This is a genomic window from Cryobacterium sp. PAMC25264, assembly GCF_019443325.1.
Classification (GTDB): domain Bacteria; phylum Actinomycetota; class Actinomycetes; order Actinomycetales; family Microbacteriaceae; genus Cryobacterium.
The window spans coordinates 625,949-644,036 of sequence record NZ_CP080383.1; the positions used below are offsets into that span (position 1 = coordinate 625,949).

The 18,088-nt window shown below is 68.1% G+C and carries 17 protein-coding genes and 2 pseudogenes; 14 read left to right on the forward strand and 5 right to left on the reverse strand.

Translation table 11 applies throughout. From position 1 onward, the window contains the following. Positions 1 to 398: 398 nt before the first annotated feature. From typA to KY500_RS02875, 3 genes are all read left to right on the forward strand, one after another. Positions 399 to 2,309 carry a translational GTPase TypA gene (gene typA, locus KY500_RS02865; protein WP_219902263.1) on the forward strand — a complete coding sequence of 637 codons (1,911 nt, stop codon included), beginning with the start codon at positions 399 to 401 and terminating at the stop codon, positions 2,307 to 2,309. A gap of 116 nt (positions 2,310 to 2,425) precedes the next feature. Further along, entirely contained in the window at positions 2,426 to 2,884 is a 459-nt protein-coding gene (locus KY500_RS02870; RefSeq protein WP_219902264.1) for a hypothetical protein, read from the forward strand. A 168-nt stretch (positions 2,885 to 3,052) separates the two neighbouring features. Further along, on the forward strand, positions 3,053 to 4,354 hold the full coding sequence (locus KY500_RS02875) for an ISL3 family transposase (RefSeq protein ID WP_219901511.1): 1,302 nt from the start codon (positions 3,053 to 3,055) through the stop codon (positions 4,352 to 4,354). Positions 4,355 to 4,420: 66 nt separating this feature from the next. Here the strand turns inward: KY500_RS02875 and efeB are convergent. The 3 genes and pseudogenes from efeB to efeU all read right to left on the reverse strand — a co-directional run bounded on the left by efeB (position 4,421) and on the right by efeU (position 7,790). Next, positions 4,421 to 5,721, reverse strand: a pseudogene (gene efeB, locus KY500_RS02880) (iron uptake transporter deferrochelatase/peroxidase subunit). Between the two features lie 14 nt (positions 5,722 to 5,735). Further along, positions 5,736 to 6,905 carry an iron uptake system protein EfeO gene (gene efeO, locus KY500_RS02885; RefSeq protein WP_219902265.1) on the reverse strand — a complete coding sequence of 390 codons (1,170 nt, stop codon included), beginning with the start codon at positions 6,903 to 6,905 and terminating at the stop codon, positions 5,736 to 5,738. A 27-nt stretch (positions 6,906 to 6,932) separates the two neighbouring features. Beyond that, positions 6,933 to 7,790 (reverse strand): iron uptake transporter permease EfeU, encoded by an 858-nt coding sequence (gene efeU / locus KY500_RS02890; protein ID WP_219902266.1) that lies wholly within the window; start codon positions 7,788 to 7,790, stop codon positions 6,933 to 6,935. A gap of 190 nt (positions 7,791 to 7,980) precedes the next feature. Between efeU and KY500_RS02895 the strand changes: the two genes are divergently transcribed. The 5 genes from KY500_RS02895 (at position 7,981) to KY500_RS02915 (ending at position 12,468) form a co-directional block, all read left to right on the forward strand. Next, a complete protein-coding gene (locus tag KY500_RS02895; RefSeq protein ID WP_219902267.1) occupies positions 7,981 to 8,946 on the forward strand; it encodes a DUF6113 family protein in 966 nt (321 codons plus the stop codon). Positions 8,947 to 8,982: 36 nt separating this feature from the next. Further along, positions 8,983 to 9,306, forward strand: a complete 324-nt coding sequence (fdxA, locus tag KY500_RS02900) for a ferredoxin (protein ID WP_066594116.1) — start codon at positions 8,983 to 8,985, stop codon at positions 9,304 to 9,306. A 2-nt stretch (positions 9,307 to 9,308) separates the two neighbouring features. After that, positions 9,309 to 10,418: a succinyldiaminopimelate transaminase gene (dapC, locus tag KY500_RS02905; protein ID WP_255579756.1), complete on the forward strand. Its 1,110-nt coding sequence runs from the start codon at positions 9,309 to 9,311 to the stop codon at positions 10,416 to 10,418. A gap of 46 nt (positions 10,419 to 10,464) precedes the next feature. After that, positions 10,465 to 10,839, forward strand: coding sequence for a TfoX/Sxy family protein (locus KY500_RS02910; RefSeq protein WP_219902268.1), 375 nt, complete (start codon positions 10,465 to 10,467; stop codon positions 10,837 to 10,839). A gap of 402 nt (positions 10,840 to 11,241) precedes the next feature. After that, on the forward strand, positions 11,242 to 12,468 hold the full coding sequence (locus KY500_RS02915; protein WP_255579908.1) for a citrate synthase: 1,227 nt from the start codon (positions 11,242 to 11,244) through the stop codon (positions 12,466 to 12,468). A 76-nt stretch (positions 12,469 to 12,544) separates the two neighbouring features. Here the strand turns inward: KY500_RS02915 and dapD are convergent. Further along, positions 12,545 to 13,542: pseudogene (gene dapD, locus KY500_RS02920) on the reverse strand (2,3,4,5-tetrahydropyridine-2,6-dicarboxylate N-succinyltransferase). A gap of 17 nt (positions 13,543 to 13,559) precedes the next feature. Here dapD and dapE point away from each other — a divergent pair. From dapE to KY500_RS02935, 4 genes are all read left to right on the forward strand, one after another. After that, complete coding sequence (gene dapE, locus KY500_RS02925; protein ID WP_219902269.1) at positions 13,560 to 14,675, forward strand: succinyl-diaminopimelate desuccinylase; 1,116 nt, start codon at positions 13,560 to 13,562, stop codon at positions 14,673 to 14,675. Between the two features lie 2 nt (positions 14,676 to 14,677). After that, positions 14,678 to 15,127 carry a hypothetical protein gene (locus tag KY500_RS19100; RefSeq protein WP_255579758.1) on the forward strand — a complete coding sequence of 150 codons (450 nt, stop codon included), beginning with the start codon at positions 14,678 to 14,680 and terminating at the stop codon, positions 15,125 to 15,127. Beyond that, the gene (locus KY500_RS02930) at positions 15,079 to 15,918 is read left to right on the forward strand and encodes a hypothetical protein (RefSeq protein WP_255579760.1); all 840 of its coding nucleotides are present in this window, start codon (positions 15,079 to 15,081) and stop codon (positions 15,916 to 15,918) included. Before KY500_RS19100 ends, KY500_RS02930 begins: the two co-directional genes overlap by 49 nt. Before the next feature lie 61 nt (positions 15,919 to 15,979). After that, entirely contained in the window at positions 15,980 to 16,156 is a 177-nt protein-coding gene (locus tag KY500_RS02935) for a DUF3117 domain-containing protein (protein WP_084021373.1), read from the forward strand. Between the two features lie 81 nt (positions 16,157 to 16,237). On the opposite strand, the gene KY500_RS02940 is transcribed toward KY500_RS02935, so the two are convergent. After that, the gene (locus KY500_RS02940) at positions 16,238 to 16,870 is read right to left on the reverse strand and encodes an O-methyltransferase (RefSeq protein ID WP_219902270.1); all 633 of its coding nucleotides are present in this window, start codon (positions 16,868 to 16,870) and stop codon (positions 16,238 to 16,240) included. An 88-nt stretch (positions 16,871 to 16,958) separates the two neighbouring features. Between KY500_RS02940 and KY500_RS02945 the strand changes: the two genes are divergently transcribed. Continuing rightward, complete coding sequence (locus KY500_RS02945; protein WP_066594130.1) at positions 16,959 to 17,342, forward strand: sec-independent translocase; 384 nt, start codon at positions 16,959 to 16,961, stop codon at positions 17,340 to 17,342. 132 nt (positions 17,343 to 17,474) lie between these two features. Further along, a complete protein-coding gene (locus KY500_RS02950) occupies positions 17,475 to 18,086 on the forward strand; it encodes a hypothetical protein (RefSeq protein ID WP_219902271.1) in 612 nt (203 codons plus the stop codon). Positions 18,087 to 18,088: the final 2 nt, after the last annotated feature.

Consider the following 18,088-nt stretch of genomic DNA (forward strand, 5'->3'; position numbering starts at 1 on the left):
GACAGGCTCGACCAGCGGGGTGGTTCTGTAATGCGGATCGACGCGCGAGTGTCTGGACTAGGCGCCCATCTCGTCGGTCGAGCGTGTCGAGACCTGGCGCCCCGGTCTGCGGATCGTTCCCCTGCGGTGGTCGAGCGTGTCGAGCTGTGGGGGCGCTTCGCGCCCGGGTGGTCGGCGGAAGCGCACTTCCTTTCGAGACCTGGCGACCCGGCTGCGTCCGTTTGCCGGTGGTTCATCGGCTGGGAACGCACCGTATAGAGGGGTGATCGGGCCCCGCCCGACGAGAAGAGGGCCGAGTACGGTAGCATAGACCCTTGGGTCCATAGTGACCCCACTCATCCACTCTCACGCCGCATGCGATATTCCGCGGCATCCATTCTTCGTAAGGATCTATTTTTATGGCGATTGCTACCCGCAATAACCTCCGGAATGTTGCAATCGTTGCCCACGTTGACCACGGCAAGACGACCCTGGTCGACGCGATGTTGCAGCAGACGAACTCCTTCGCCGAGCACTCGCACACCGAAGAGCGCGCGATGGACTCCAACGAGCTCGAGCGCGAAAAGGGCATCACGATCCTCGCCAAGAACACGGCGATCTCGTACAAGGGCATCCACGCCACCGACGGCCCCATCACCATCAACGTGATCGACACCCCCGGCCACGCCGACTTCGGTGGCGAGGTCGAGCGCGGCCTGTCCATGGTCGACGGTGTTGTGCTCCTCGTCGACGCGTCCGAGGGCCCGCTGCCGCAGACCCGCTTCGTGCTGCGCAAGGCGCTCGAGGCGCACCTGCCGGTGATCCTCCTGGTCAACAAGACCGACCGCCCCGACGCGCGTATCGATGAGGTCGTCGAAGAGAGCCAGGACCTGCTCCTCGGCCTCGCCTCCGACATGGCCGACGACGTGCCCGACCTGGACCTCGACCTGGTCCTGAACGTGCCGGTCGTCTACGCATCCGGCCGCGCCGGCGCTGCCAGCCTCACCAAGCCGGAGAACGGCTCGCTGCCCGACAACGACGACCTCGAGCCGCTCTTCGAAGCGATCCTGCAGCACATCCCCGCTCCCGTCTACGACGACGAGCACCCGCTGCAGGCCTGGGTCACCAACCTTGACTCTTCGCCGTTCCTCGGCCGCCTCGCGCTGCTGCGCATCTTCCAGGGCACCATCAAGAAGGGCCAGACCGTGGCCTGGGTCAAGCACGACGGCACCGTTTCCAACGTGCGCGTGACCGAGCTCATGATCACCAAGGCCCTCGACCGCTACCCGGCCGAGAGCGCCGGCCCCGGTGACATCGTCGCCGTCGCCGGATTCCCCGACATCACCATCGGTGAGACCCTCGCCGACCCCGACGACGTGCGCCCGCTGCCGACCATCACGGTCGACGACCCGGCCATCTCGATGACCATCGGCACCAACACCTCGCCGCTCATCGGCAAGGTCAAGGGCCACAAGCTCACCGCCCGCATGGTCAAGGACCGTCTCGACAAGGAGCTCGTCGGTAACGTCTCGCTCCGTGTCCTCGACATCGGCCGTCCGGACGCCTGGGAAGTCCAAGGCCGTGGCGAGCTCGCTCTCGCCATCCTGGTCGAGCAGATGCGTCGGGAGGGCTTCGAGCTCACCGTCGGCAAGCCGCAGGTGGTTGTCAAGCGCGTCGACGGCAAGATCCACGAGCCGTACGAGCACCTCACCATCGACTCGCCCGAAGAGTACCTCGGCGCGATCACGCAGCTCCTCGCCGCGCGCAAGGGTCGCATGGAGAACATGGCCAACCACGGCACCGGCTGGGTCCGCATGGAATTCATTGTTCCGTCGCGCGGCCTGATCGGCTTCCGCACCGAGTTCCTCACGGACACCCGCGGTACCGGTATCGCCAACGCGATCTTCCACGGCTACGAGGCCTGGGCCGGCACCATCAACACCCGCACCAACGGCTCCATCGTGGCCGACCGCGCCGGTGTTGTCACGCCGTTCGCGATCATCGCTCTGCAGGAGCGCATGCAGTTCTTCGTCAACCCGACCGAAGAGGTCTACGAGGGCATGGTCATCGGCGAGAACTCGCGCGGCGACGACATGGACGTGAACATCACCAAGGAGAAGAAGCTGACCAACATGCGTCAGTCCACCTCCGACACGTTCGAGTCGATGACGCCGTCCAAGCAGCTCACGCTCGAGCAGTGCCTCGAATTCGCCCGCGAAGACGAGTGCGTCGAGGTCACCCCGGCCGTTGTGCGCATCCGCAAGGTCGAGCTCGCCGCATCCGCTCGTCAGCGGAACGTCTCGCGTCTGAAGAAGCAGGACGCGAACTAGTTCACAGCATCACCTGACCGCAGGCATCCTGTTCCGGTTTTCCGGCGCGGGGTGCCTGCGGTTTTTTCATCAGCCGTACCGACCCATCAGGGGCACCGACGAACACGAGGACACGAATGAGCACTGGATCCACGACCATGACCCGGCCGTTGCGGATGGCGCTGGCCCTGGTGGCGTTGCTGGCCGTCGGCCCGGCTCTGGCCGGCTGCTCCGACGCGCAGGTGCAGGATGCCGTGAACGGGGCCGTGCAGGGCGCCACCGACGGTGATGTGAGCCTGGGCGGCGCGCTGCCGGACGGCTGGCCCGCCGAGATCCCCGTGATCGAGGGCGAGATCAAGTTCGGTGCCGGCAACACCACCAACGGCGATCAGGGCTGGGTCGTCACCATCGCCTCCAGTGCGGCCGACCCGCTGGCCGACGCGAAGCAGATGCTCGTGGACGCCGGGTTCGAGGCCGACACCAGCACGTCCGCGAACGTGGGCGACGTCGGTGTTCAGTCCCTGACGAACGCCTCGTTCCGGGTGACCATCGCCGGCACCCCCGACGGCGTGCTCTACACGGTGGCCCCCGCCTGAATCCCGCTTCCCAGTTCCGCGAACCGTGAGTAAAGCCCCAAAAATCCCGGATTTTTGGGCTCTTCTGACATATCCGTGGGTGGTTTCCGCGTGGCTTAACGAGCGCACGCCGCTTTCTGTCTAGGTTTCTGACTGTCAAAGGTTGGAAACTGAAGAACGGAAAACGGCGTGCGTACTGCAAGGATATGGCGGACTCTGCTCGGTGTCGAAAAGACCATCGTTGACGACGTCGATTACGACGACGATGCGGGCGTTTTGGTCGTCGCGGTCCGGCCGATGAAAGCGGCCCGGAACCGGTGTGGGCTGTGCCACCGGCGCAGCCCAGGCTACGACCGTGGTGAGGGTCGACGACGCTGGCGGAGCCTGGATGCTGGCATCATCCAGGTCGTTCTCGAGGCAGACGCCCGCCGGGTGGCGTGCCGTGAGCATGGCGTCACGGTCGCGTCGGTGCCGTGGGCTCGGCACCAGGCCGGACATACCTACCTCTTCGACGACCACGTCGCGTGGCTGGCTACGCAGTCTTCCAAGACCGCGGTTACCGCGTTGATGCGCATCGCTTGGCGCACCGTCGGCGCGATCGTCACCCGGGTCTGGGACGACGCCGCGACCCTGCACGACCCGTTCGATGGCCTCACCCGCATCGGGATCGATGAGATCTCCTACAAGCGTGGCCACAAGTTCCTCACCATCGTCGTGGACCACGACACCGGCCGTCTCGTCTGGGCTGCACCGGGCCAAGACAAAGCCACCCTCGGCACGTTCTTCGACGCCCTCGGCCCCGAGCGTTCCGCACAGATCACGCATGTTTCCGCGGACGGTGCGGCCTGGATCGCCAACGTTGTCGCGGCCCGCTGCCCGAACGCGGTGCGCTGCGCGGACCCGTTCCACGTCGTCAAATGGGCCACCGAAGCCCTCGACGAAGTCCGCCGCGCAGCCTGGAACGACGCCCGCAAAGCCGCCCGCATCAATGACGCCGCGCGGGGCCGCGGCCGACCCCGGAACGGAGCCCCCGAACGCCCCGACAGCGCTCGCGCGGCCGGCATCAGAAACAGCCGTTATGCGCTCTGGAAAAACCCCGAGAACCTCACCGAGAAACAACAAACCAAGCTGGCCTGGATCGTCCAAACCGACCCCCGACTGGCCCGCGCCTACTACCTCAAAGAAGGCCTCAGAGTCATCTTCAAACTCCCGCTCGACCAGGCCAAGGAAGCCCTCGACAAATGGGTCGCCTGGGCTCGCCGCTGCCGCATCCCCGCGTTCGTGAAGCTGCAACGAAGCATCGTGAAGCACCGCGTCGCGATCCTCGCCTCGATAGAACACAACCTCTCCAACGGCCGCATCGAATCCATGAACACCAAAATCAGACTCCTCACCAGAATCGCGTTCGGCTTCGCCTCACCTGACGCCCTCATCAGCCTCGCCATGCTCAGCCTCGGCGGCCACCGACCAGCCCTCCCGGGCCGGAAATGACCCACGGAAGAGTCAGGAGAGCCGATTTTTGGGGCTTAACTCACAGTTCGCGGGGGAGGGGAGAGGTTAGGCGAAGAGGGGCGCTCCCACGTAGCTGCCCGTGGCGGCGCCCGGCGGCACCGCGAAGAGGGCCGAGCCGACGTGCTTGAGGTACTCGTTCATGGCGTCGTGCCTGGCCAGGTTGAGCTGCACGGTCGAGAAGCTCTGCGGCGTGCGCTGGAAGCTGATGAAGAACAGGCCCGCGTCCAACCGGCCGAGCGAGTCGTTGCCGTCGACGAAGTTGTACCCGCGGCGGAGGATCCGGATCCCGTCGTTCTGGGTGGGGTGGGCCAGCCGCACATGCGATGCCTCGTCGATCAGCGGCAGATCTCCCGGCCCGCGATCTCGAAGTCTGGTTCGGTGAACTCGGTCCCTCCCGACAGCGGAGCGCCCTCGCCCTTGGTGCGGCCGATCACCCGTTCCTGCTCACGCAGGCTGCTGCGGTCCCACGTCTCGATGGTCATGCGGATGCGCCGAGCCACCAGGTAGGACCCGCCGGCCAGCCAAGCGGGCCCGTCCGCCGAGCCCACCCAGAGGTGTTCCGTGGCCGCGGCGGGCTCCTCGGCCTTGATGTTGGCGGTGCCGTCCTTGAACCCGAACAGGTTGCGCGGGGTGGCCTGGCTCGTGCTCGTGGACGAGGTGCGCCCGAAGCCGAGTTGCGACCAGCGCAGGGCGGCCCGGCCGAACGCGATGCGGGAGAGGTTGCGGATGGCGTGCACCGCTATCTGCGGATCGTTGGCACAGGCCTGGATACAGAGGTCGCCGCCGCTCCGGGCGTCATCGAGCATGTCGCCCGGGAAGTGCGGAAGATCCACCAGCTCGGCCGGCTGCCGGGCGGCGAGCCCGAACCGGTCCACGCCGGACGCTGTGCAGAAGAGGCTGGGGCCGAACCCGAAGGTGATCGTGAGGCCCGAAGCCGGGAGGCCGACGGCCTCGCCGGTGTCCTCCGGCGGGGCGTCATAGGGGCCGTTGACCGCGCCGTAGTCCCCGATGTCCTGCCCGGCGGTCATCGCGGCGGCCGCGACGCTCCAGTCCTGCAACAACTCGATGAGGTCAGCCCGGCTGGTGCCGTCGGTGACGTCGAATGCGGCGAAGTGCAACCGGTCCTGCGCCGGGGTGAGGATGCCGGCCTGGTGTTTTCCATAGAACGGGTACACGGCCGTCGCCGCCGTCTCGGCGGCGGGGGCCAGGGCCGCTGACACCGCCCGGTCGCCGGCGAAGCCCAGGCCCAGCCCAGCCACGCCCGCCCCCGCGAGGCCGAGCAGTCCGCGCCGGGACAGCCCGCGGGGCGCCGGCGCATCCGGTGTCGGCTGGGGGGAGTCGGTCATCTGCTGGTCTTTCGTTAGAGCACGAGCGTAGCGGTGAGCTGGTTGAGCGGCTCGCCGAGGGCGTTCACCTGGTCGGCGAATGCCTTGATCTCGGCGGGGCTCAGGTCGGTGTACAGAGTGAAGCCGTCGCCGACGCGCTGGGCGTCGAGGAGCTTCTGCAGTGAAGCGAACTCGGTGTCCAGCTTGGTGGCCAGGTCAGGGTCTTCCTCGACCAGGATGTCGCGCACGCCGTCGTAGAGCACCGTGGCGCCGTCGATGTTGGCCTGGAAGTCCCAGAGGTCGGTGTGCGACCAGAATTCTTCCTCACCGGTGACCTTGCCCGTTGCGACCTCATCGAGCAGCCCGATGGCGCCGTTGGTCTGCTGGGACAGGGTGAAGCTGAGGTCCTGCACCTTCTCGTTCAGCGTGGTGGTGTCGGCCACGAGCAGCGTGGCCAAGTTCTGGCGCTGCTCGGGCGTGTACGCGGCGAAGCCCGGCTTGGCCTCGGCCGGCCAGAGGTCCTTCTCTATGGCGTGCCAGCCGGTCCAGTCCTGGCCCTCTTCGAGGTCGGCCTCGCGCAGGTCGAGCTGCGGGTCGAGGTCACCGAACGATTCGGCGACGGTCTCCACGCGCTCCCAGTGCGCTCGGGTCGCCGCGTACAAGGCACGCGCCGTGTCGTCGTCGTTGGCGACATAGGCGTCTGCGAACGCCTGGGTACCGGTGAGGAGCTGGGCGACCTGGTCGCGCACGTAGGCCGCGTAGTTGGCGTTGGCGACCTGCACCTGGGCGTCCAGGTCGGCGTCCACCGCCACGTCGTCACCGGAGTCGGTGACGGTGAACGCGGTCTTGTCGATGCCGTCGCCGGTCATGCCGGGCTTGCAGCTGGTGATGTAGCTGCCGGCGGCGAGCTGCACGACGAGGTCGCGACTAAGGCCCGGGCCGATGTTCTCGGCCTCTCCGACGATGCGCAGTCCGTCTTCGGCGAGCAGGTAGAACTCGGTGACCTGGTCGCCCGAGTTGGTGACCGTGAAGCTGATGTTGCCGGCGGGAGCTTCGGCGGCGGAGACCGTGCAGGCATCCGCGCTGCTGTCGACGGTGAGGGCCTGGCCGGAGCCGCCGGCTGATCCGGCGTTGGCGACGCAGCCGGTGAGGGCGAGCAGTGCGCCGGCGGAGGCGGCGACGAGGGGGAGGAGGCGGGCGCGCATGGGTGTCCTTAGGAGGGAGGGCAGGGGTCAGTGGGCGGCGACCGCGGAGGCGGTCTGCCGAGGGGCCGCGGCGCGGGCCGGGGTCTTGGTGCGGCTTTTCACGATGAAGAGCGTGAGGGTGGGTACCAGGTAAGCAAGCCACACGGCCAGTTCGAGCCACGTGGTGGCCGGCGAGAAGTTGAGAGTGCCCTTGAGCAGGGTTCCGTACCAGCTGTCCGGCGGGATCACGGCCGAGACGTTGAACGCGAGGGCGTTCAGCCCGGGCAGGATGCCGGCCTCCTGCAGGTCGTGCACGCCGTAGGAGAGCACCCCGGCGGCGACCACGATGAGAATGGCGCCGGTCCAGGTGAAGAAGCGGCTCAGGTTGATCTTGAGCATGCCGGCGTAGATCAGAGCGCCCAAGCCGACGGCGGTGAGGATGCCCAGACTCGCGCCGATCAGCGGCAGTGTCGTCTCGCCGGTGGCCTGCACGGCCGCCCAGATGAACAGGGCGGTCTCGATGCCCTCGCGGCCGACGGCGAGGAAGGCGACGAGCACCAGGCCCAGGCCGGTACCCACCAGGTGCTTGTCGATGCTGCCGTGCAGGTGGCCCTTGAGGTCGCGGGCGGTGCGCAGCATCCAGAACACCATCCAGGTGACCAAGCCGGTCGCGATGATGGAGAGCAGTCCGCCGATGGTCTCCTGGGCGGCGAAGCTCAGCCCGTAGGTGCCGAAGGTGAGGATGGCGCCCAGCAGGAGCGCCAGCAGGACGGCCAGGCCGACCCCGGTCCAGAGCCGGGGCAGCACGTCGCGGCGGCCGATCTTGACCACATAGGCGATCAGGATCGTCACGATCAGCGCGGCTTCGAGGCCTTCACGCAGGCCGATCAGGTAGTTTGCGAGCACGGTGCTTCCCGGTCGTCGAGGATGAGTTGGAATGTCGAACGATGGTAAGGCTAACCTTACCCATTCACTCTACGGAAGATGCACGGGCGTGTCCAGCTAGGATTTTCACAGAATCACGGCCGGCGTTCTGCACCGTACGTTGTCCCCGCCCGTCGGCGTTCCGCGCCCGTTCTCTGCACAGGAGTCACCCATGGTCATGTCCGGAAGCGGCGAACGGGTGGTCTTCGTGGTGGATGCCCCCGGCGACGAGGCCCTACTCACGGGCGGAACGATCGCCCGGCTCCTCCACGACGACGCCGAGGTCACGGTTCTGTTCGGGGCGGCGCTGGCGGGGCTCGCGCCGGATGCCGCCGCCGTCGCGGCCGCCCGCACCTCGCTCGGTGAGGACGACCCGGCGCGGTGGCGGGTCCTCACCGCCCGGCCGGAGGTCGACACCCGGGATGTTCTCGGCGCGGCCCTGACCGAGGCACACGCCACGGCCGTGGTCATCGCCGCCGCCGACCGTGACCTCCGCCAGGCCGCCATCGACGCCGCCGGGGATCACGGGGTGCCCGTCTTCGTCAGCAGCCGGGTGTCCCAGTCCACGGGGCACCGCCTCACCGCGGTCGACGTGAGCGACCAGGTGGACCGGAAGATGCACGCCTTGAGCGCCTACCCGAACCGCTGGAGCGTCGACGGTCACCTGGTGCGTCACGTTGATGGCAGTGAAGTTCTCGTCACGGGCACCGAGACGTTCCTGCGGGGACCGGCGACGCCGCATCCGGCCGACCCCGAGCCGCCCACCAGGGCCACGAGGCTGCTCGCCACCCTGATGGGACTGGCCGCCGGCGTGCTTTTCGGGGTGCTGGGAACGGTGGCCCACCAGACCACGTTCTCGCTCGGGTCGGTCACGGTACCGATCGGGCTGGTCCTGGCGCTGCTGGCGGCTGGATCGCTGCTGTTTGGCCTGCGCCTGGTGGTCGGTGACCGCCTCGTGGTGGGCGCGGCGGCCCTCGGCCTGCTGCTCACGGTCTTCCTGCTGTCGCTCCGCAGCACCGGCGGCTCGGTCCTCGTGCCATCCGGCGTGCTCGGCTCGGTGTGGACGATCGTTCCTGCGCTCTTCGCCGCGCTCGTTCTTGCGTGGCCCCGAATTCCCGCCAGAGCACCGACGGCGTAGACTGGCCACTTAGTTCGTGAAGGGAATTCCGCCACTGTGACGTATGTGATCGCCCTGCCCTGCGTGGACGTTAAAGACCGTGCCTGCGTCGACGAATGTCCCGTCGACTGCATCTACGAGGGCGAACGCTCCCTCTATATCCACCCCGACGAGTGCGTGGACTGTGGGGCCTGCGAGCCTGTCTGCCCCGTCGAGGCCATCTACTACGAAGACGACCTGCCCGAGCAGTGGGCCGACTACTACAAGGCCAACGTCGAGTTCTTCGACGACATCGGCTCGCCCGGCGGCGCGGCCAAGGTGGGTGTGATCGCCAAGGACCACCCGGTGATCTCGGTGCTGCCGCCCCAGGTCCAGCACTAGACGTGCTCAAACCGCTTCCCGACTACCCGTGGGACCAGATGCTGCCGTTCGCGCAGCAGGCCAAGGCCCACGCCGACGGAATCGTCGACCTGTCGATCGGCTCGCCCGTCGACGCGACCCCGCCCGTCGTGCAGGCCGCTCTGGCCCACGCGACGGATGCGCACGCCTACCCGCAGACCACCGGAACCCCGGCCTTGCAGCACGCCATCATCGACTGGTACGCCCGCCGCCGCGGTGTGACCGGCCTGACCGAGCAGAACGTGCTGCCCACCATCGGCTCCAAGGAGCTCGTGGCGCTGCTGCCGTTCATGCTGGGCCTGGGTGAGGGTGACACCATCGTGCACCCCAGGGCCGCCTACCCCACCTACGCGATCGGCGCGGCCATGGCCGGGGCGGATGCGTTGGCATCCGATGACCCCGCCGAGTGGCCGGCGACGACGAAGCTGGTCTGGCTGAACAGTCCGGGCAACCCCGACGGGCGGGTGCTGAACGTCGAGTTCCTCCGTGCCGCGGTGGCCCGCGCCCGGGAGCTGGGCGCCGTGATCGTCAACGACGAGTGCTACGCCGAACTCGGTTGGGATGCGCCGTGGGACGCCGAGGCGATCCCGAGCATCCTGGACCCCCGGGTGACCGACGGCGACACCCGAAACATCGTGGCCATCTACTCGCTGAGCAAACAGTCCAACATGGCCGGCTACCGCGGCGCGTTCGCCGCCGGCTGTGACGCCGTGCTCGGCCGTCTGCTCACCGTGCGCAAGCACGCCGGCCTCATGCTGCCCGCCCCGCTGCAGGCCGCCATGGTGGCGGCCCTGGGTGATGACGAGCATGTGAGCCGACAGCGCCAGCTGTACCGGGCCCGGCGCGAGGTGCTGCTGCCGGCGCTGACGGCCGCGGGCTTCACGATCGAGAACAGCGAAGCCGGCCTGTACCTCTGGGCGACGGCCGGCGTGGACGCCTGGGACTCGATCCGGCGGCTCGCCGAGCTGGGCATCCTGGCCGGCCCCGGCCCGTTCTACGGCGACTTCTATCCCGAGCACGTGCGGTTCTCGCTCACCGCCACCGACGAGCGCATCAACGCCGCCGCCGCCCGGCTCCGCGCCTGGGCTGCATAACTCCTCCGGACGTTGTGCTCACCGCCGGGCTGCTTAGGCTGGGGGCATGGCTGACAGCATCGACCTGGGCAGTGGCGGCGCACCAGTCGACGGGTACGCAGCGGGCGTCGCGGCCCTGCACGACCTCGTCGCCGAGCTGCCGCCGCGGCCGCCCGTGACCCAGGGGCGGATGTTCAACGGCGACGGCCTGCGGGTGCGGGGCCGGATGTTCGCCTTCATCGGCCGCAACGGTGACCTCGTCGTCAAACTCCCGGAACCGAGGGTGCGCCAACTGGTGGACCAGAACACGGGGACAGCCGTCGTGATGGGCACCCGCACCATGCGCGAATGGGTGCGGGTTTCGGCCGACGCCGGGGTGGGCCGGTGGAGCGAGGCGCTCGAGGAGGCCCACGGCTTCGCGCTCACGCTCACACCGTCTTGAGCCGCGACGGAACCCGTGACTGAGCCCGCGACGGCTGGCGCCGAGCAGGATCGGGTCCTTCGGCCCTAGCGCTTTCCGAACCGGCAGGGCGCCCGGAAACCCGGTGTCCACCTGGTGGAGCCGGCTGTAGCGGAGTGCCAACAGGAGCCGTGCGATGTTGGCGGATGCAACAGTATGCCCCTCGGCGGAATAGGCTGTAAGCGGGTTATCGTTGCCAAGCACCACGAGCGTGCTGCGGCGGACCGCCACAGACCAACAGCCGAAAGGCTTTGAAATCCAGGGAGGCGCCGTGAGCGACGTCGCGCAGCGAACACCATCCACCGAGTCGAAGTACATCGACCGGGCCGTGTCGGACCAGCAGATGGCCACACTGACCTACCCGGGGGCACGGCGCAGTTCCCGATCCTGGGTAGCACCGACGGGCCGTCCAGCATCGACATCGCGACGCTGACCAAGCAGACCGGTTACACGACGTTCGACTCCGGGTTCGTGAACACGGCGGCGACGAAGTCGGCCATCACGTACATCGACGGCGAGCACGGCATCCTCCGCTATCGCGGCTACCCGATCGAGCAGATCGCCCAGAACTCGAGCTTCCTCGAGACCGCCTGGCTGCTCATCTACGGCGAACTGCCCAGTGAGAGCGAACTCAGCGCATTCGACACGCGCATCCGCCGACACACACTGCTGCACGAAGACCTGCGCCGGTTCTACGACGCCCTGCCGCACAACGCACACCCCATGTCGGTGCTCTCCGCCGGTGTCTCGGCCCTGTCGACCTACTACCAGGACTCGCTGGACCCCAAGGACCCCGAGCAGGTCGAACTGTCGATGATCCGCCTGCTGGCGAAGCTGCCGGTGATGGCCGCGTACGCGCACAAGAAGAGCATCGGTCACGCCTTCCTCTACCCGGACAACTCGTTGAGCTTCGTGGACAACTTCATCAAGCTCAACTTCGGCACCCTTGCCGAGCCGTACGTGGTGAACCCCGTCGTCAGCAAGGCCCTCGAACGCCTGCTCATGCTGCACGAGGACCACGAGCAGAACGCCTCCACCTCGGCCGTGCGCCTGGTCGGGTCCACCGAGGCCAACCTGTTCGCCTCGGTCTCCGGCGGCATCAACGCCCTCTCCGGCCCGCTGCACGGCGGCGCCAACGAGGCCGTGCTCACCATGCTCAGCGACATCAAGGCCTCCGGCGAAGGTGTGCAGAAGTACGTCGAACGTGTCAAGAACAAGGAAGCCGGCGTGCGCCTGATGGGCTTCGGCCACCGGGTCTACAAGAACTACGACCCGCGCGCCAAGCTCGTCAAGGAGAGCGCCGACGCCGTGCTCGAAGCCCTCGGCGTGAAGGACGACCTGCTCGACATCGCCAAGGAGCTCGAGTTCATCGCGCTCAATGACGACTACTTCAAGGAGCGCAAGCTCTACCCCAATGTGGACTTCTACACCGGCGTGATCTACAAGGCCATGGGCTTCCCGCCGCGGATGTTCACGGTGTTGTTCGCCATCGGCCGGCTGCCCGGCTGGATCGCGCACTGGCGCGAGATGAACCTGGATACGACCACCAAGATCGGTCGCCCCCAGCAGCTCTACACGGGCGCGGTCGCCCGCGACTACCCGCGGGCCTAACTAGCCGCGCGACCTGTGAGAAAAGCCCCAAGAATCTCCGATTCTTGGGGCTTTTCTCACAGTTCGCGGAGGGGGATTAGGCGTGCAGGGCCGCGTTCAGGGTGATGCCGGTGCCGGCCCGGGGCAGCACCTCGACGGCGCCGGTGAGCGAGTTGCGGCGGAAGAGCAGGTTGGGCACGCCGGAGAGGTCCTTGGCCTTGGCCGTGCGCGGGGCGCCGTCGGCGGTGCGGGTGCCGTCCAGTAGCACGACCTTGGTGCCGGCGGTCACGTACAGGCCGGCCTCCACGACCGAGTCGTCGCCGATCGAGATGCCGATGCCCGAGTTGGCGCCGAGCAGCGCCCGCTGCCCGATCGTGACCCGCTGGGTGCCGCCGCCCGACAGCGTGCCCATGATGGATGCGCCGCCGCCGACGTCGGCGCCGTCACCGACCACCACACCCTGCGAGACGCGGCCCTCGACCATCGAGACGCCCAGGGTGCCGGCGTTGAAGTTGACGAATCCCTCGTGCATGACGGTGGTGCCGGGGGACAGGTAGGCGCCCAGGCGCACCCGGGACGCGTCGGCGATGCGCACCCGCTCGGGGGAGACGTAGTTGAGCAGCGGCGGGAACTTGTCCAGGCCCGTGGCGCTGATGCCGTGCCGCTGCAGAGACGGCCGGAGCCGGTCGAAATCGGCGGGCAGCACCGGGCCCGCGTTGGTCCAGACCACATTGGGCAGGTGAGCGAAGATGCCGTCGAGGTTGATCGAGTTGGGCCGGACCAGGAGGTGCGAGAGCAGGTGCAGCCGCAGGTAGGCATCCGAGGTGCCCGCTGGAGGCGCCTGCAGGTCGATCTCGACCGTGACGGCCTCGAGGCGCACATTGCGTCGGGCGTCGGGCCCGCGGCCTCCTCGAGCTCGGTGGGCACGATCCAGCGGTCCCGGTCCCGGGGCAGCGCGCCCAGCGTGGGCGCCGGGAACCAGGTGTCGAGCACGGTGCCGTCACCGGCGATCGTGGCCAGGCCGTACCCCCAGGCGTGCGTCGCCGCCGGTGCGGAGGGATCTGAGCGGGGTTCGGGGGGAAGGGCGGTGACCATGGCTCTAGATTAGTAGGGTGCCCCACGACCTCACCCATTCAGCCGAGACCGCCCTCACCCTCGACCTCACCTCGTCGTCGATCGAGCTGACCCGCGCCATCTGCGATGTGGAGTCGGTGTCGGGCAACGAGACACCGCTGGCCGACGCCATTGCCGCCTCCCTGGCCGGCTCCGCGCACCTCGAGGTGATCCGCGACGGTGACACCATCGTGGCCCGCACCAACCTGGGCCGGGCCCAGCGCGTGGTGATCGCCGGGCACATCGACACCGTGCCGCTGAACGACAACCTGCCCACCCGCTACGAGACCATCGACGACGTCGACTACCTCTGGGGTCGCGGCACCGTGGACATGAAGGCCGGCGTCGCCGTGCAGCTCAAGCTCGCCGCCGAGCTGACCGACCCCAGCGTCGACGTGACCTGGATGTGGTACGACCACGAGGAGGTCAACGCCGATCTCAACGGGCTGGGCCGGCTCGCGGCCAACCGCCCCGACCTGTTCGAGGGCGACTTCGCCATACTTGGCGAACCGAGCAACAGCCAGGTCGAAGGCGGCTGCAACGGCAACGTGCGCATCGAGGTGCGCACCTTCGGCAAGCGGGCGCACTCCGCCCGGGCCTGGGTGGGCGAGAACGCGATCCACAAGGCCGCGCCGATCCTCGACATCCTCGCGGCCTACACCCCGCGCGAGGTGGAGGTCGAGGGCCTGGTGTACCGGGAGGGCCTGAACGCCGTGGGCATCACCGGCGGCATCGCCGGCAACGTCATCCCGGACGAGTGCATGGTGCACGTGAACTACAGGTTCGCGCCCAGCCGCACGGCCGCGGAGGCCGTGGCCCACCTCGAGGAGCTCTTCGCCGGCTTCGACATCACCGTGGTCGACCTGGCCGAGGGCGCACGACCCGGCCTGGACGCGCCGCTGGCGATCAAGTTCCTCGACGCCGTCGGCGCCGAACCCCGGCCCAAATACGGCTGGACCGATGTGGCCCGCTTCTCGGCGCTGGGCATCCCGGCCGTCAACTACGGGCCCGGTGACCCGCTCAAGGCGCACGCCGACGACGAACGGGTGGCGCTGTCCCAGATCACCGACTGTGAAGACGCCCTGCGCTCCTGGCTGACCGCGCCGATCGGCTGACCGTGACGCCCACCAGCGCCTCTCCGGCCCGGGTGCGCGCCCACACCGACCGGGCGCTGCCGGCGCGCTGGCGAGCCCGTTACCGGCTCGTGCCGTGGTGGCAGAAGGTCATCGTGATCTGGCTGCTCTCCCGGCCGGTGACCACCACGCTCGTGCTGGCGCTGGCGAGTGTGCAGGGACAGAACCCCTGGACGCCGGCGAAGCCCGGCTACACGGCGTTCGCCACCATGTGGGATGCGCTCTGGTACAACATCGTCGCCGTCGGTGGCTACCCGTCGGTGCTGCCGGTCACGGTGGACGGCCACGTGGGCGAGAACGCCTGGGCCTTCATGCCCGGCTACCCGGCGGTGGTGCGGTGCTCATGCTCGTCACCGGCGCGCCCTGGGCGTCCATGGCGGTTGTCGTGTCCGTTGCCTGCAGCCTGGGAACCGCGCTGCTGTTCTACCGCCTGATGCGCCGGGTGCAGCCGGAGTCGACGGCCCTGTTCACCGTGGTGCTGTTCTGTGTCGCCCCGCTGTCGCCCCTGCTGCAGTTCGGTTACGCCGAATCGATGCAGTTGCTGCTGCTCACCCTGGCCCTGCTCCTGGTGCTGCAACGCCGCTACCTGGTTCTCGTGCCCGTGATCGCGCTGATGGCACTGACCCGGCCGAGCGGCCTGGCGTTCGCCCTGTTCCTGGCCCTGCACGTGGGATACCGCTGGTACAGTCGGGCCAGGGACCCGTTCCCGGTGCGCGAAGCGGTGACGGCGTCATCCGTGGCCGTGTTCAGCTCTCTGATGGGCCTGGCCTGGCCGGCCATCGCCTGGGCCGTCACGGGCTCGCCGACCGCCTACACCGACACCGAACTGGCCTGGCGCTCCGCGTACATCGGCTACCAGGAGCTGGTGCCCTTCGCGGCCTGGTTCCAGAGCGGCGTGTGGTGGCTCGGCCAACCGCTGGGCATCGTCGTGGTGGTCGCCGTGATCCTCGGCTTCACGCTGCTGATGTTCACCCCCGCGGTGCGGAGCCTTGGCGTCGACCTGCGTCTGTGGGTGGTGTCCTACGCGCTCTACCTACTGGCCGTGTTCTTCCCGCAGTCGAGTGTCTTCAGGCTGCTGATGCCGATGTTCCCGCTGCTTGGCGCGCTCGCCCGGCCGCGCAGCATCGTGTACCGCGTTGTGGTCACACTGCTGCTCATTTGCGGCCAGTGGGGCTGGCTTCTGCTCTGCTGGGGCGTCGACGGGGCCGATTGGACACCGCCCTAATTACTGTCTGACGGCCGAATGGTCGATAATAGGACTACGACTACGAATGGAAGGGGAGTTCATGGCGGCCATGAAGCCACGGACCGGAGACGGGCCAATGGAGGCTGTAAAGGAGGGGCGCCTGATCATCGTGCGTGTACCGCTCGAAGGTGGAGGTCGACTCGTCGTCTCTGTGAACGACGCTGAAGCCAAGGAGCTTCACGATGCGCTCGCCGGTGTAGTCACCCCGGCCGTATAACAAGTTTCAACTGATCGGCTGTGCGGTTTTCCGCACAGCCGATTTTTCGTACCGTCAGTGGTTCCTGCCGCCAGAGGTCGGTTAGGCGCGTAGCTTGGTGATCTGCAGCAGCCCGTCGCCCACGGGGGAGAGTGCGCTGATGACGGCCTTCGACCCGGCGATCTCGTTGAGCAGGGTGCGGAAGCCCGTCGCGACCTCGTCTCGCTGAACGGGGTCGGCCACGCGGCCACGCCACAGGGCGTGCGCCACGAGCACGGTGCCGCCCGGGCGGGCCAGGCGCAGGCCGTGCTCGACGTATTCGATGACCGATTGCGGATCGGCGTCCACGAACACGATGTCGTAGGAGTTCTCGTTCATGCGGGGCAGCACCTCGGCGGCGCGGCCCGTGATCAGGCGCACCCGGTTTCCGGGGATCCCGGCCTCGTGGAAGTTCGCCTTCGCGTGCTGCAGGTGGTCGACCTCGATGTCGATCGAGGTGAGGGTGGCCCCTGGGGCGCCCGTGAGTAGCCAGATGCCGGACACACCGGCTCCGGTGCCCACCTCGAGGATGCTGCGGGCGCCGGTCGCGGCGGCGATGACAGCCGACTGCGCCCCCACCGAGGGGGCGATAGCGTCGATGCCGAGTTCGAGGGACTGCTGCCGGGCACGGGCCAGGGCGTCGCTCTCCACCACCGAGTCGTCGGCGAATTTCCAATTCAGATCTTTGTCAGACATTCCGCAACTCCAGTAGATGTATGGATCAAGACTACGGCCGCCTCACCCTCGGTGTGGGGATGCCTCGCCGGGGGGATATTCTGAGGTCATGTTTGGTCTGACGTTCGAGAAACTCCTGCTTATCGGGATCATCGCCGTCTTCCTGCTCGGTCCGGAGAAGCTGCCGCACTATGCCGCCCAGCTCGGCCGACTGGTGCGCCAGCTTCGCGACATGGCCAACGGCGCCAAAGACCGCATGAAAGACGAGATGGGCCCGGAGTTCGACGACGTCGACTGGAAGAAGCTCGACCCGCGCCAGTATGACCCACGCCGGATCATCCGGGAAGCGCTCACCGAAGACGAACCGGTCAAGCCGCAATCGGCCGTGATCTCCCGCACCGGCCCCAACCCGGACAGCGCGTACCTGCAACGCAAGCGCGCCAGGGAGGGTGCCCTGACCGGCCCGGCGCCGTTCGACTCCGAGGCCACCTAGCCGCTCCTGCCGCCCCGAACTGGGGTGCGGCCGGATCGTTCGCGCAGCTTAAACCAGAGGCGTGCGCGGCGTACCGCGGGGGAAGAGCGTGCCCCTGCCGGAGTGCGCAATCCTCGGGGGAGAGGTCGCACCATGCGCAGCACACGCAGTCGCCTGATACTTGTCGCCATCGTCGCAGGAACGGCCCTGCTCTCGGCCGGCGCCACCGCCTACGCCTCGGAGAGTCTGCACGCCGCCGAGGTCGGTGCCGCCCAGAATTCCGCACTCGGGTCCGCCGCCACAACGACGCCCACGCCTACCCCGACCCCGGCCGTGACGCCGACTGTGACGCCGACCCCCGTTGAGCTTGCGCAGCCGGAGACGCCCGTCGCTGCCGCACCCGACGTGGCCGTGCCCGAAGAGACCGACGCAGATGCATCCGCCGACGACGGGAATGTCGTCGAGGTGCGCACGCCCAACCCCGACGCCATTCCTGTGACCCGCGCCCAGCACGAGTACTTCTACGGGCTGGTCACCCAGTGCATGGCCGAGGCCGGATTCGAGTGGCACGCCGTGTGGCTCTCCGCAGACGACACTTTCGCAGGTGTGGACATGACCCGCGCCGGAGACCTCGATCCCGACCAACAGGCCGGCTTCACCCTCGCCATGAACGGCGATACCGGCGGCGGCGACTACTACCACTGGGCGGACGCCGGCTGCTGGGGCTACGCGGTGCACGTCACCGGCAACGACGGAAACAACTAGGC

Bases quoted from the DNA above. Each gene is read 5' to 3' on its own strand.
- efeO (WP_219902265.1), bottom strand. From the start codon at position 6,905: ATGCGCGCCCGCCTCCTCCCCCTCGTCGCCGCCTCCGCCGGCGCACTG.
- KY500_RS02910 (WP_219902268.1), top strand. From the start codon at position 10,465: ATGGCTGACAGCATCGACCTGGGCAGTGGCGGCGCACCAGTCGACGGG.
- KY500_RS02935 (WP_084021373.1), top strand. From the start codon at position 15,980: ATGGCGGCCATGAAGCCACGGACCGGAGACGGGCCAATGGAGGCTGTA.
- typA (WP_219902263.1), top strand. From the start codon at position 399: ATGGCGATTGCTACCCGCAATAACCTCCGGAATGTTGCAATCGTTGCC.
- KY500_RS02940 (WP_219902270.1), bottom strand. From the start codon at position 16,870: ATGTCTGACAAAGATCTGAATTGGAAATTCGCCGACGACTCGGTGGTG.
- KY500_RS02950 (WP_219902271.1), top strand. From the start codon at position 17,475: ATGCGCAGCACACGCAGTCGCCTGATACTTGTCGCCATCGTCGCAGGA.
- KY500_RS02895 (WP_219902267.1), top strand. From the start codon at position 7,981: ATGGTCATGTCCGGAAGCGGCGAACGGGTGGTCTTCGTGGTGGATGCC.
- KY500_RS02870 (WP_219902264.1), top strand. From the start codon at position 2,426: ATGAGCACTGGATCCACGACCATGACCCGGCCGTTGCGGATGGCGCTG.
- KY500_RS02945 (WP_066594130.1), top strand. From the start codon at position 16,959: ATGTTTGGTCTGACGTTCGAGAAACTCCTGCTTATCGGGATCATCGCC.